Below are 12,727 nucleotides of genomic sequence, written 5' to 3' on the forward strand. Positions count from 1 at the left end.
TCCTCACCTCACAAGTTGTAAAACACCGTAAGGACAATACTCAGCACAGTAACCACAGTGTACACATATAATCGGCTTATTGTTTTCTAAGTCCCACTGTACAGCCCCTATCGGACAAGCTCTCGCACAGTTACCACAGCCGATACATTTCTCGGCCTTGAGCAACACGCCTCCCCCAGGCCTCTTGACAAGTGCATCTGTTGGGCATACAGCCGCACAGGGAGGATCCTCGCATGCCCTACAAACAACAACCTTGTATCCCCTCTCGACTCCCCCAATGCTTGACACATGTATTGCGGATTTTGCCAACCCACCTTCTCCAAATCTACGGGAACATGCAAACATACAAGACATGCATCCAACACACTTGTTGACATCTGTTATAACTAGCCTTGCCATTTTGACCCACTTCCGATATAGACAAATTATTCTCAGCTTATTTAAATATGGGTTAATTAGAGGAGATAAAAATTTTTAAATTTCTTCCTTACGATTATTCCCGTGGAGAAAAAGCTACTCGTTATCCTGATGTCTGGATGGGCTATAGGAGCCCTAAACGCTGGACTTGCCTCCGGCACATTGACAGCTATCAGGACAGAGCTCAATCTTTCACCCGAACAGGCCGGGCTCATTTTGAGCTCGTGGCTTGTCGGAATGCTGATAGGCGCATTTGTCTTTGGCTTTCTCAGCGACAAAATTGGGAGGAAAAAAGCCATCGTCTTGTCATTATTGACCATGGGGATCTTTACCCCCCTGACATCATTTGTGAGAGACTGGATTACACTTTCGATACTGAGGCTCTTAGCTGGTACTGGAAACACTGGCTACATGGTTACTGCAAGCGTGCTCCTCGCAGAGTACTCGAGAAAAGAAACCAGGGGAAGAAACATAACCCTACTAGAAAGCTCTTGGGCCATAGGGTGGCTCCTAGCAATAATTCTATCAAGAATAATTCTACCGATCAGTGGCTGGCGGGCCGTGTTCTTGTCCTCGACGATAACATGGCCAGTTCTCCTGGTAGTTCTCCTCTATGTCCCAGAGTCTGCGAGGTTCCTTCTACTAAAGGGAAAAACAGAAGAAGCAAGAAGCCTAACCCAAAGATTCTCTATAGAATTACCAAGTACAAGCCAGCAAGAGAAAGCCTCTCTAAAGGAACTCTTTACAGGTAAATACTTTGCAAGGACGCTCATGCTCTGGATACACTGGTTCATGCTCGCCTTCTCATATTGGGGCATTTTTACATGGCTACCCGACCTCCTTGCAAGGAGAGGGTTAAGCATCGTCAAGAGCCTCGAATATGCAATTATCATAACGCTTGCACAAGTCCCCGGATACTTCTCAGCCGCCTACCTAGTCGAAAAAGTAGGAAGAAAGCGTACCCTCGCAACCTACATGCTGGTTTCTGGTCTCTCAAGTTTCGGCCTATGGATGGCTACCAGTGACCAGGCCGTCCTATTATGGGGAATCGTACTCTCAGCATTCAACTTGGGGGCGTGGGGAGTAACATACGCCTACACCCCTGAACTATACCCCACCAAGCTGAGAGGCACGGGAAGCGGGTGGGCCAACTCTGTCGGCAGGATAGGAGGCATCCTTGGACCATACTTCGTAGGCTTCATGCTTTCACAGTTCAAGGAGCCATTCACGTCTTTCCTGGCATTTGCCGTTGCGCAGCTCGTATCGAGCCTGACTGTGTCTGTGCTTGGAATAGAGACTAAGGGTAAAACATTAGAGGAAGTCTCCTAAAATGCTTTGATCTCCTCTAAACGATTCATTTTTATATCTTTCTAGGATTATTATACATGTTATGGCATCTAGTAGACCCCCGTTAAGCGGGGCAGTTGTCAGAATCGATCCCTTAAAGCTGGATGATATTGTTTCTCTTGTTGCCGAGAAAATGTGGAGATTTGAGCTTCCAGTTGTCCCAGTTGTAGATTCAGAAGGCAAATATGCTGGAATAGTTTCTATTTTCTCGATTCTCAAATCTAAGTACCAAGGAAACACAAAAATTAGGAGCGTCCTCGAGAAGGTTCCCATTGTCGACTCTTCCTATTCCCTCACAGATATCGCCAGGATGTTTGTTAAAACGGGCCAGCCGGGCCTCCCCTACGCTGAGGAAGGGAAAATAGTTGGAGTAATTTCGGCTAGGAGACTATTAGAAACGATGGGGCTCGTCTCTAGGGTTGCAGCCAGGTATATAGCTTTCCCGCTGGAACCCCTTAAACCAGACGACCCCATAGAGAAAGCGAGAAAGTTGCTGGCAGAGAATGGGCTGAGGTTTGCGCCTGTCGCAGAGAATGGGAAGCCAGTGGGAGTGGTAAGGATCTACGACCTAGTCAACTTTATCTATAATACGCCCCTACGCAGAGAAAGGCTCGGCGAAATAAAGGGAGAAATATCATACTTCCTAGAACAGCCAGTATCCAAAATCATGGCCACAAACTTTAGAGCTGTAAATATTGATGGGCAACCCACCACTATGGACATAGCCGAGGGCTCGGTAGTGCTGAACGCCAACGGGACTGTCTATGGTATTATCTCTCCCTACTTGCTTCTGAGGAGACTTTTACCAGCAGTTGAGGAAGCCAACATTCCCCTTAGAATAGAGGGCGTAGAAGACCTAGACTTTATAGCTAGAAACCTTGTTTTCAGGAAGGCTCTAGAGGTTGCCCGGGAAATTGCGCAACGGGGACGCCTACTCGAAATGTCTGTGGTGATAAAGTCCCGTGAGAAGGCTGGAGAGAGAAAAAGGTATGACGCATACGTTTCTATAAAGCTTGACAAGGATACATTTAGTACATCTTCTTCTGGATGGGATCCTGTAGCAGTGACATTTGAAGCCGTGGACTCTGCTTACAAGGTCTTCTCGAAGACCAAGGAGAAAAAGAGGGATAGAAGAATATCGCTTGCAAGGCTGAGAAAGGCCTTTAGCTAGCATTCTCGGCAAAATTTTTATTTCTAATCTCTGTTTTCTTCCCGATGATGAGGTCTCGGGGAGATGCTCGTAGAAAGGATGCCGAGCAACCCCGTCTCTGAAGTTATATGACCATAAATTGTCCCTTTTGGATCTGTTTTTAGCAACAAAACAAAATATATCTAGGTCTTTCAAAGCGTTATTATAGGTATGGTTTTTCGAGACAGGGTCGACGCAGGAAAGAAGCTCGCCGAGAAGCTCCTAGAAGAAGGCATAACGGACAGCAACTTTAGGGTTCTAGGTATACCTAGGGGAGGAGTCATCGTTGCTAAAGAGGTCTCCGCGAGGATCAACGCTCCCCTCGACGTGATAGTGTCCAGGAAGCTGAGGGCGCCCGGAAACCCGGAGCTCGCGATCGGCGCTATAGCCGAGCTAGAGGCTGTCTACATAAACAGGGAGATAGTCATGCATCTAGGGATAGACCAGGAATACATCGAGAAAGAAGTAGAGTACCAGAAAAGAATAATCGAGAGCTACATCGAAAAGTTTAGGGGAGGACCCCTAGACCTCAGATCACAGATAGCCATAATTGTTGATGATGGAATCGCTACTGGTGCAACAGTCATCGCGGCATGCATCTCGGCCAAAAAAGCCGGCGCAGAAAAGGTTTACGTGGCTGTCCCCGTGATTTCTAGAGATGTACTACCCATTGTGTCAAAGTATGCTGACAAGGTAGTCTCCGTTCATGTCCCAACATTCTTGTTTGCTGTTGGAGAATTCTACAGAGATTTCTCAGAGGTAACCGACAAAGACGTCGTGTCGGCGCTTGGCAAGTCCTCCTAGACAAGGATCCTTTGACTCGATGCCTTCCTAAGCCTATTCATAATCGTGAGCCCAAGACCCCTCTCTTCGACTGGTTCAGCCAAAATTATATCTACATTCTTTGAATCAAACGTCCTTAATGAGGGATAAAGCCTCTTTGCTATCTGGAAAAAGTCTCTTCTGGAGCCTAGGCTAATAACCTCAGCCGGAAGGTCTAGATACCTGTCCCGCGTCTCGTCAGTACACAGGATGCCAACCTTTTTACCTAACCCTAGATGATACGTGGCCAGCTCCCTTATCTTCGCCACGACCTTCTCAATATTGATTGTGTCCCTGCTTTCTACCAGTATCAATGTAGCCCTTGGGGAGTAGTGTCGGTACTTTGTTCCAGGAGCTACTGCCTTCTCTGCCTCTCCTAGTCCCCTCGCAAATGAAGGAATAAAAATTTTGACACCCAGTACCTTCTCTATCTCCTCTACAGGCATAGAGCCGGGCCTTAGGAGGACGGGGGGCCTACTTGTCAAGTCAATGACTGTGCTTTCAACCCCGTAGAGCGTCTCGCCTGCGTCCAGAATCCCGTCGATAGCGTCCCCCAAGTCCTCTATAACGTGCTGGGCAGTTGTAGGGGAGGGTCTACCAGAGAGATTCGCGCTGGGAGCGGCAATTGGGGCACCAGCGGCCTCAATAAGTTTTAGGGCGACATTGTGGGCAGGCATCCTGATAGCGACTTTCCCAAGGCCGCCAGTCACCTCTCTTGGGACCCTAGCAGATTTGGGCAATACAATGGTTAACGGACCAGGCCAGAATCTTTTAGCCAGCTCGTGTACCTCCAGGGGTATGTCCACCGCCAGCTCGGAGACCTGCGAGAAGCTTGAGACGTGCAGAATAAGTGGGTTGTCCATGGGCCTCTTTTTTGCTTGGAATACTTTCTTTACGGCTTCTACCAAGTTGTATATCGCTCCTAACCCGTAAACAGTCTCCGTTGGAAACGCGACTACTCCACCAGACTTCAATATAGAGGCGGCTTCCTCGATGGCTCTTGGATCTGGATCAGATGGGTCAACCTTCCAAATCTTTGCCGGCACCCCTGAACCCTCCTTTTTCACTATTGACAAAATGCAATAAAAATCCATTTGTGACGCGTTCCTTAAATGCTATGCAGGAACCCACTATCTTTTTAAGTAGAGTCTCGAAAACCAACAAAGGATAAGTTTGAGCCTCTCGAAATACAAGTTTCCCTACAAGCCGAGGCCCCGCCAACTAGAGGTAGCCTCAGAGATACAGGAAACACTCAAGACAGCCAACGTTATCCTCGAGGCCCCAACAGGCTTCGGCAAAACACCTGTAGTAATCTATTCGCTTTTGCCCTTCCTAGACAGGGGAGGAAGAATAGTGTGGGCCGTTAGAACGGGAAATGAGACGGACAGGCCAATCGAGGAGTTCAGGGTCTTCCGCGAAAAGTCAAATGCAAGATTCATAGCTATGAGCTTCCGCGGGAAAAAGGACATGTGCCTCCTAGCGAAGGAGTTCGGCGAGACACTTGACTACAGCGAGGTCTCCTACATATGTAGCCGCGAGAGGAAGAGGTGCCCATACTACAATAGGCTAGAGGAAGGCGTAGACTACAGCATCCTGCTGAGCAGGGGCGTGCTAACCTACAGTGAAGTCTATGAATGGGCCCGAAAGAAAAAGGTATGCCCATACTTTCTACAGAGAGAGTTGCTTAAAGTGGCAGACGTAGTATCGCTCAGCTATAACTACGTGGTAGACGAGAACCTCTCCTGGACGATAAAGGGAGCCTTCCCGCTTAGCCAGTCCATACTCGTAGTGGACGAGGCGCACAACCTGACACAGCTAAACCTCGGCGGAGACACAGTGACAGAGGGCACAATTGAGAGGGCGAAAAGAGAGGCAGAAGAACTAGAAGCCAGAGACATGGCCGAATTCATAGACAAGATACAGGAAAACGTGGAAAAAGAGTTCTCGAGCCTAGGCGAAGAAGAGTCCCAAGTATTCAGCCCGCTTAAACTCATAGATGGACGCGAGGAAATGATAGAGAAAATGAAGATTCTAGGCGAGGAGGTAAGGGACATGAGGTTTAGAGAAGGTAAAAGGCCGCACAGTAGCCTGTACCACTTGGCAAACTTCCTAGAAGAGGCAACCAGCTACGAGGGAGAAAGAGGAGTAGCCCTGATAGCCGAAAAAATCGATGGCAAAATACACCTCAACATATGGGACATGAGATCCTCTGAGATACTCTCAAACGTCTGGAAGAAGTTTAGAAGGGTAATATTTATGTCTGGCACCCTCAGCCCCATAGAGGCGTTCGCCGAGACAATAGGAGTAAAAAACTACAAGCCCATAAGCGTCCCCAGCCCATACGACGAGACAAATGCATCCGTATACATTGTAAAAGACCTCACAACAAGAGGCGAAGAGCTCTCACAGGAAATGGCCAGAAAATATGTAGAAGCTATCGGAAAGGTCCTCGAGAGGGTAAAGGGAAACACGGCCGTCTTCACTGCCAGCTACAGGATACAGCTGAAGCTCCTAGAAGCAGGTCTAAGGGAGACAAGCCAACAAAAGGGCTACCAAGTCTTCGTCGAGAAAAGGGATATGAGTGGCCAAGAAGCCGGAGAAGTACTCCAAGAGTTCAAGGAGCTTGCAGACGAAGGAAAAGGGCTACTAGTAGCACCAATGGGTGGAAGATTCGCCGAAGGCATAGACCTCCCCGGAAAAGAGCTTGTATGCGTCTTCCTCGCAGGAATACCCTTCGAAAAACCAACAGTAAAGACCAACCTCTACATCTCCTACTACGAGGAGCTATACGGAGAAGGAAAAGGAAGACTCTACGCATACATATACCCCGCCCTCCGCAAAGCCTCACAAGCAATAGGGAGAGCCCTCAGAAGCCCAAGAGACCAAGCAGTAATAATCCTGGGCGACCACCGCTACAACAATTACCTGCCACTCCTGCCAGACTACGTCCGCGAGCTAAGACAAGAAATAAGCCACACAAAGCTGGACCACATACAGCCACCCTGGGAAAAAATCAGGCTATAAAACTTCAAGATAATTTAGAGAAACCTCTCTATTCTTCAAAAACAACATTTAAAATACACCTGTCTTTGACTTTAAGAGATATGTTTGAGGAGGATCTAAACAGGATAATAGAAGCAAGGTTGAACATGACTCTTGCAGACATTGCTTATACTGCTCTTAGGAAGGTCGCGCTCCTGGGGCTGCCCATCAAGCCCCAGAAAACGAGTAACAGGACTGTGGTGGTGTTCTACGAGAAGAAGAGGGCAGTTTTCCGGGTCACTGTGGCCAGGGGCCTCGGGTCGAGCCACGTAGTGTGTCTCAAGACATATGTCTCGGACTGTGGAAAAGTTGCAACGATTAGTGGAGATGGCCAATTGACCCTTGAAATAGATGGTATACCTGGCTACCTGTCTTCCCCGGGCGAGCTGTATAACGGGTTTGTTGCAGATGTTTGGACGGCCCGGGTGAAGGCTATCCAGCGGGGAGAAGTCGTATCGTTTTCTCGAGAAAAGCTTCCTGCTTATCTCCTAAGCAAAGTGGGCGAAAAGGTAGGCCCGCTTCTCGATAGGCTAGAAGTTTACTTTATGCCTGCTACAAGCGACTATGCGCTTGGGAGGAATGGCGTGTACCCAGTATGGACGGACATGAATGGATTGGTGATTTCTGTCTCTGAAATTGGGCTGGAAGAGCTTAGAGAGCTGTTTGAAAAAGAAGAGCTGGGGCATCGCTAGGGGGTCTCGGCGCTCTATGAAGCTTTTTCGTTGAGGAGCAGAATCCAAGTCTTTGAGGGCAAAATTTTGTAGAAGCTCTTAGCTCGTCTTGATGACTTGTTGCAGGTCTTGAGAAAAGTTTCCTATTATCGTATGGAAAGAAAACAATTTAAAGACACGAGGGGATTCTATAGTTGTGAAGAAAATGTCAAACAAAATAGAGAAAAATTCTCGATACCTCGCCATATTCTCCCTGATAATAGTACTGGCAGTCGCTTTTGCGCCAGCATTTTCACAGCCAAACCTACCGGGCATACTTTCCTTTGCACAGCAAAACCCCGCTACTAACATTGGCCTGGGGAAACCCGCAATTGTTCAGCCCGGCGGCACTGTCCAGGTTAAACTCCAGCAGAACGTCCAGGTCGGCACAGTTTCCTCGGCATACATGTATACAGTGGTCTACGACTCTGGCTTGAAGATTAGAAATTATACGGTGACGGTCACTAGTAGTGGGAACACCCTGACGTTATCTATACCTCCAAGCGTGGAGCCCGGCCTATACGACCTCGTCATCAAGGGCCCTACAACCATTGGGCTACCTAGAAGCGTCTGGGTCTACAAGACTTTGCCATCCAAGCTGAAGATTGCCCACTTTAGCGACCAGCACTACGGTGCAGGCCAGCCAGACGTTATAACAGGCGACATGAACAGGCTCGCAGGATACCTTGTGGCAAGCCTGCTCGGCCCCGACCTCATAATCGACACGGGCGACATTGCCGACACAGCCTCTGCAGACCAGTATGCACAGGCAGTCTCGTTTGAGTATGCGTTCCTCTATAGCTATCCAATCCTCGCAGTCCCCGGAAACCACGATCATCCCCCTGACAGCTTCACAAAGTACTACGGCGACACCACGTGGTATAGGGTCATAGGCGGCAAGCTCCTCATTATTGGACTCTTTTCCCCTGAGCAAGGATATCCCCCAATGGAACAGCTACAGTGGGCAAGCCAAGTGCTCGAGGCTAACAAGGATGTTCCCATTAAGATGATACTTGTGCATCACCCAGTGTTCTACTATCAGGGAGAACTCAAGACGAGGTACGACGACCAGAACGTTATCGCTCCCTACGACCCACAGAAGAACCCCAACTCGCCCGTCTCTTCGTACTGGGGCGCCAACATGGATGCAGTGAGATACTTCCTAAAAATGATAGAGGACTACAAAGTTAACTATGTGTTCTCTGGCCATGTCCACAGGGACCTCTTCACGAAGTATACGAGTACGAGGACGGGCTTCACTACCTATTTCATCACGATCACAACCCTGGGGATGGGCTCCGCCATATATGACGGCTTAGACTTCTACACGCTGGACCTTACCACTGGGAACTTAGACTTCCCATTCAAGCCGCCCACATTTATAGGCTTTAACAACGACTCGAGAAAGCTAGCCCAGAACACCATACCCGTAGGAATCTATCCTCCCAGAAACAACCTGGGAGTCTCTAATCAAGTCTTTACCCCGACCTATTATCTCCAAGCGGGAGAAGCCTATGTCTTCAGCGTTGAAAACGACCTCTCATACTTGGATCTCGAAAACACCGTTGTATGGTGCCTCCCCTGGACAGGCGACTTCAACATAAAGGTTTTAAACGCCCTTAACGGTGCAAGCATACAAGTCTTGGACAAAATGTATCTTGACGGCAAGCTCTATATAGCCCTACACGTTAAACTGCCCTACAAGGGCCGGCTCGAATTCGCATTGTACAGGGCCCCCGACACGCAGCCACCAACAATAAAGGTAAAAATGCTTAACCCAGCACAGCCAGCCAGCGGGGCAACAGTTAACGTCTTTGTAGAGGTAGCCGACCCCGGGTGGGGCGTAAAGAACTTCACGGCAAGCTATGTCTTTGCCGGAAAAGAATACAAACTCGCACCGGAACTTTACTCGCCTAATACGCTCATCTCCCCAGTAACCTCCTTCGTATACAAACTTACGATTCCGCCTATCGAGAACGTCGACAGCATAACCATAAAGATGGTAGCCTTCGACAACGCCGGCAACCAGGCCACAAGCGAATATAAACTAGCCTACCAGACTCCTACGCCCTCAACCCAGCAGCCGCAGCAACCTAGTCAGCCTTCTCAGCCCGGCCAGTCCCAGCCAAACCAGACAGCCCCAACACAGCCAACAACCCAGCCATCACAGGCACCGCCAGCCCAGCCGCCAACTCTTCCTATCCTGCCGATCGCAGGAGGCATACTCATCGTAGCCGTAGCGATGCTGGTTCTACTAGCACTCAGAGAAAGGAAGAAGAATCCATAAAACGACCGCTTAATTTATATAGTTTTTTCTCATTCTAATTACTCGATAAACATGAACACCAAAAAAATTCTAATTGTAAGCGTGGTCCTCGTAGCCGTACTAGTTTTCGCGGTAAACAGCCATGCCCAGCCAATAACAGTAGCCGTCGACCTAGGACACGGAGAGAGCAACAAGTATCTAAGCTATATCATGGGAAACATTACAGGCGTACAATGGAGAATAATAACTACGACAATTACACCCGATGTTCTAAAAGGAGTAGACATTCTACTCCTAGGACAGCCTACAGTCGCCTTCTCGCCGGACGAAATACAGGCAATAAAGGACTGGCTCTTCTCTGGAAACAAGGTTCTCTATGTGGCGGGCGACTCTGACTACGGCCCCGGACAGAAGACAATTGTACAGATAAACGACCTGCTTGCAGGCATTGGGACAAAGTTGCGCCTGGAGCATGGATCAGTCTACAGCGATAACCCCAACGTGACCGCTAAGGCCTACTACAGGATGTTGTCCTTTGTGGAGCCCGACAATGTTCCGGGGCTATTCACAGACATAATCAAGCAGGGGGTAACTAAGCCAATCCTCATGCACGGGCCAGGATGCATTATCTGGCAGGATGCCCAAGGCAAGTACCACGACCCCGTAAAGGAAACCTTCCCAGGGCTCATAAGGATCGTATGGGCCCACAAGGCATACATCGGCGACAACACCCCACCAATACCATACGTCTATGACCCGATGACCTATGGTAAAGGGACAGGAGACCACGACTTCGTAATGTATGCTGCCGAGTACTTCAGCGACAAGAACAGCCTGGTAGTAGTCGCAGGCGAGAGCCTCTACGGCGACTACGAGCCAGCATGGGCGTCAAGCTACTACGGCGTCTCACTTGACGGCCCACTATTCGTACAGAACCTCATCAAATGGTGGGTCAAACTAATAACGACGGGACCAATCGAGAGAAAGTTGGGCGACCTCTCGCAGTCTGTCTCAACTCTGTCCGGCAACCTAAACCAGCTAAGTTCCCAGGTGTCATCTCAAGGATCAGCGATTCAAAAGATGCAGGGAGACATCCAATCCATAAAGAACGATGTAGATTCTCTAAAGGCAACTGTTAACTCTCTAGCCGGAACCGTAAACGAGCTCATGATCCTCGTTATCGTCGAAGCTGTCCTCATAGTCGTTGTTCTGGCATTAATGTTCCTCAGGAAACCTAAGGCTTCTTCTGCAACGGAGGTCAAAAAATAAACATTAAAAATATTGTTTTTTCTGTCTTTTTCTCTTTTGTGATCCAGAACAATACAAATATAGAACCACTGCCATTATTTCACGGCGATAAAAATGAACAAGAAAACAACTGTTCTAGCTCTAGCTGTACTTGCAATACTAATTGTTTCAGCCATCTTTATTACACTATACAAGCCCCCACAACCTAGTCAGCCTTCTCAGCCCTCGCAGCCTAGTCAGCCGTCTCAACCCGGCCAGTCCCAGCCAAACCAGACAGCCCCAACACAGCCAACAACTAATCAGACACAGCAACAGCCACCACCCTCTCAAGGCATAACACTCTACGTTATCACAAGGCACGAGCAAACAATCCAAGACGTGACGAGGACCATGTTTCTCAATAGTGACGTTGCGAAGAAGTATAATATTCAGAACATAGTTTTCCTCCCGATAAACGCCGAGCAGTGGCCCGACTACATCAAGAACGCGGCCCAGAAGGGCCAGGGAATAGACGTAGCCTGGGGCGGCGGTCCGACACTCTTCAACCTCATTGACGACTTGGGTCTTATTGAACCAATAGATGTCGACAAGCATCCAGAGTTCAAGGTAATACTAGACGAGGTTGCAAAGCTACCAAAGACCATAGCTGGTGCAGAGACATACAAGGTGGGAAGCGACGGGAAAATACACTGGATAGGAGCAAGCGTAAGTAGCTTCGGCTTCACAGTAAACAAGGACATTCTAGCTAGATACAAATTGCCCACACCGCTACGCTGGTCAGACCTTGGAAGCCCCAGCTATGCAGTAACTCTTCCGGCCCTACAAGTAGTGGGAATCGCAGACCCCACAATGAGCACGAGCAATACAAGGATCTTCGAGATTATTCTACAGGCCTACGGCTGGGACAAAGGATGGAGGGTTCTCACACTAATCGCGGCAAACTCCAAGATATATAGCGGGAGTAGCGATGTCAGAGATGCCGTTATACGTGGAGACCTCGCAGTCGGAACAACGATCGACTTCTACGGTTACACTGCACAGCAACAGAACCCGTCGTGCCTCTACATTATTCCGAAGGGTGAAAGCATTGTAAATGCAGATCCAATCGCAGTCCTCAAGGGAAGCAGAAACCCGGCGGCGGCAGCAGCATTTGTAGCATGGGTCCTCAACGAGAATGGGGGACAAATCGTATGGCTTGACCCGAACATCAACAGGTTGCCTATAAATCCAAGGATCTTTGATACTCCACAGGGAAAGCAGAGGCCAGACCTAAAGAAGGCTCTTGACGACGTCATTAATGCTGGGGGAATACCATTCAACGAGACCCTCTCATCTCTATGGGTAACGGCCGTTGTCGACTACTTCAAGGCAACACTCGTAAACGCCCACGACGATCTCCAGCCCGTATGGGCCCAGTTAGTCAAAGCCTACAACGACAAAAAGATTACAGATGCACAGTTCCAGCAACTAGTCAACATGCTTACTGACCCCATAACATTCACAGATCCACTAACAGGGCAACAAACAACATTCACAATTGACTATGCCATAAAGATAAGCCCGAAACTAGCAAGCGACCCCGCAATCTACCAGAGACTCATGAACGACTGGACAAATGCCGCCAGGGCGAAGTACCTCAAGGTACAGGCAACTCTAAAACAAATGACTGGAGGGTAGGCCCCTCAT

General features: G+C 48.8%; 10 protein-coding genes. 8 read left to right on the top strand and 2 right to left on the bottom strand.

Translation table 11 applies throughout. The features are described from left to right. Positions 1-3: 3 nt before the first annotated feature. A complete protein-coding gene (locus QXT17_RS07115) occupies positions 4-399 on the bottom strand; it encodes a 4Fe-4S dicluster domain-containing protein (protein WP_148681931.1) in 396 nt (131 codons plus the stop codon). A gap of 102 nt (positions 400-501) precedes the next feature. Here QXT17_RS07115 and QXT17_RS07120 point away from each other — a divergent pair, with 102 nt between their 5' ends. The 3 genes from QXT17_RS07120 to QXT17_RS07130 all read left to right on the top strand — a co-directional run bounded on the left by QXT17_RS07120 (position 502) and on the right by QXT17_RS07130 (position 3,757). Next, the gene (locus tag QXT17_RS07120) at positions 502-1,746 is read left to right on the top strand and encodes an MFS transporter (protein ID WP_020961827.1); all 1,245 of its coding nucleotides are present in this window, start codon (positions 502-504) and stop codon (positions 1,744-1,746) included. 61 nt (positions 1,747-1,807) lie between these two features. Then, positions 1,808-2,935 (top strand): CBS domain-containing protein, encoded by a 1,128-nt coding sequence (locus QXT17_RS07125; RefSeq protein ID WP_020961826.1) that lies wholly within the window; start codon positions 1,808-1,810, stop codon positions 2,933-2,935. 189 nt (positions 2,936-3,124) lie between these two features. Beyond that, the gene (locus QXT17_RS07130; protein WP_020961825.1) at positions 3,125-3,757 is read left to right on the top strand and encodes a phosphoribosyltransferase; all 633 of its coding nucleotides are present in this window, start codon (positions 3,125-3,127) and stop codon (positions 3,755-3,757) included. Here the strand turns inward: QXT17_RS07130 and QXT17_RS07135 are convergent. After that, on the bottom strand, positions 3,754-4,869 hold the full coding sequence (locus QXT17_RS07135; RefSeq protein ID WP_052885487.1) for an L-threonylcarbamoyladenylate synthase: 1,116 nt from the start codon (positions 4,867-4,869) through the stop codon (positions 3,754-3,756). The two genes, QXT17_RS07130 and QXT17_RS07135, sit on opposite strands and share 4 nt — an antisense overlap. A 79-nt stretch (positions 4,870-4,948) precedes the next feature. Between QXT17_RS07135 and QXT17_RS07140 the strand changes: the two genes are divergently transcribed. The 5 genes from QXT17_RS07140 to QXT17_RS07160 all read left to right on the top strand — a co-directional run bounded on the left by QXT17_RS07140 (position 4,949) and on the right by QXT17_RS07160 (position 12,718). Then, the gene (locus QXT17_RS07140; RefSeq protein ID WP_020961823.1) at positions 4,949-6,799 is read left to right on the top strand and encodes an ATP-dependent DNA helicase; all 1,851 of its coding nucleotides are present in this window, start codon (positions 4,949-4,951) and stop codon (positions 6,797-6,799) included. A gap of 80 nt (positions 6,800-6,879) precedes the next feature. Further along, positions 6,880-7,509, top strand: a complete 630-nt coding sequence (locus QXT17_RS07145) for a hypothetical protein (protein ID WP_020961822.1) — start codon at positions 6,880-6,882, stop codon at positions 7,507-7,509. 184 nt (positions 7,510-7,693) lie between these two features. Continuing rightward, complete coding sequence (locus QXT17_RS07150; protein ID WP_342814485.1) at positions 7,694-9,814, top strand: metallophosphoesterase; 2,121 nt, start codon at positions 7,694-7,696, stop codon at positions 9,812-9,814. A 51-nt stretch (positions 9,815-9,865) separates the two neighbouring features. Next, positions 9,866-11,062, top strand: coding sequence for a hypothetical protein (locus tag QXT17_RS07155; RefSeq protein ID WP_020961820.1), 1,197 nt, complete (start codon positions 9,866-9,868; stop codon positions 11,060-11,062). 93 nt (positions 11,063-11,155) lie between these two features. Beyond that, the gene (locus tag QXT17_RS07160) at positions 11,156-12,718 is read left to right on the top strand and encodes an ABC transporter substrate-binding protein (RefSeq protein WP_020961819.1); all 1,563 of its coding nucleotides are present in this window, start codon (positions 11,156-11,158) and stop codon (positions 12,716-12,718) included. Positions 12,719-12,727: the final 9 nt, after the last annotated feature.

This window comes from Thermofilum sp., assembly GCF_038871435.1.
GTDB classification, from domain to species: Archaea; Thermoproteota; Thermoprotei; order Thermofilales; family Thermofilaceae; genus Thermofilum; species Thermofilum adornatum.

Bases quoted from the DNA above. Each gene is read 5' to 3' on its own strand.
- QXT17_RS07115 (WP_148681931.1), bottom strand. From the start codon at position 399: ATGGCAAGGCTAGTTATAACAGATGTCAACAAGTGTGTTGGATGCATG.
- QXT17_RS07125 (WP_020961826.1), top strand. From the start codon at position 1,808: ATGGCATCTAGTAGACCCCCGTTAAGCGGGGCAGTTGTCAGAATCGAT.
- QXT17_RS07130 (WP_020961825.1), top strand. From the start codon at position 3,125: ATGGTTTTTCGAGACAGGGTCGACGCAGGAAAGAAGCTCGCCGAGAAG.
- QXT17_RS07135 (WP_052885487.1), bottom strand. From the start codon at position 4,869: ATGGATTTTTATTGCATTTTGTCAATAGTGAAAAAGGAGGGTTCAGGG.
- QXT17_RS07145 (WP_020961822.1), top strand. From the start codon at position 6,880: ATGTTTGAGGAGGATCTAAACAGGATAATAGAAGCAAGGTTGAACATG.
- QXT17_RS07150 (WP_342814485.1), top strand. From the start codon at position 7,694: ATGTCAAACAAAATAGAGAAAAATTCTCGATACCTCGCCATATTCTCC.
- QXT17_RS07155 (WP_020961820.1), top strand. From the start codon at position 9,866: ATGAACACCAAAAAAATTCTAATTGTAAGCGTGGTCCTCGTAGCCGTA.
- QXT17_RS07160 (WP_020961819.1), top strand. From the start codon at position 11,156: ATGAACAAGAAAACAACTGTTCTAGCTCTAGCTGTACTTGCAATACTA.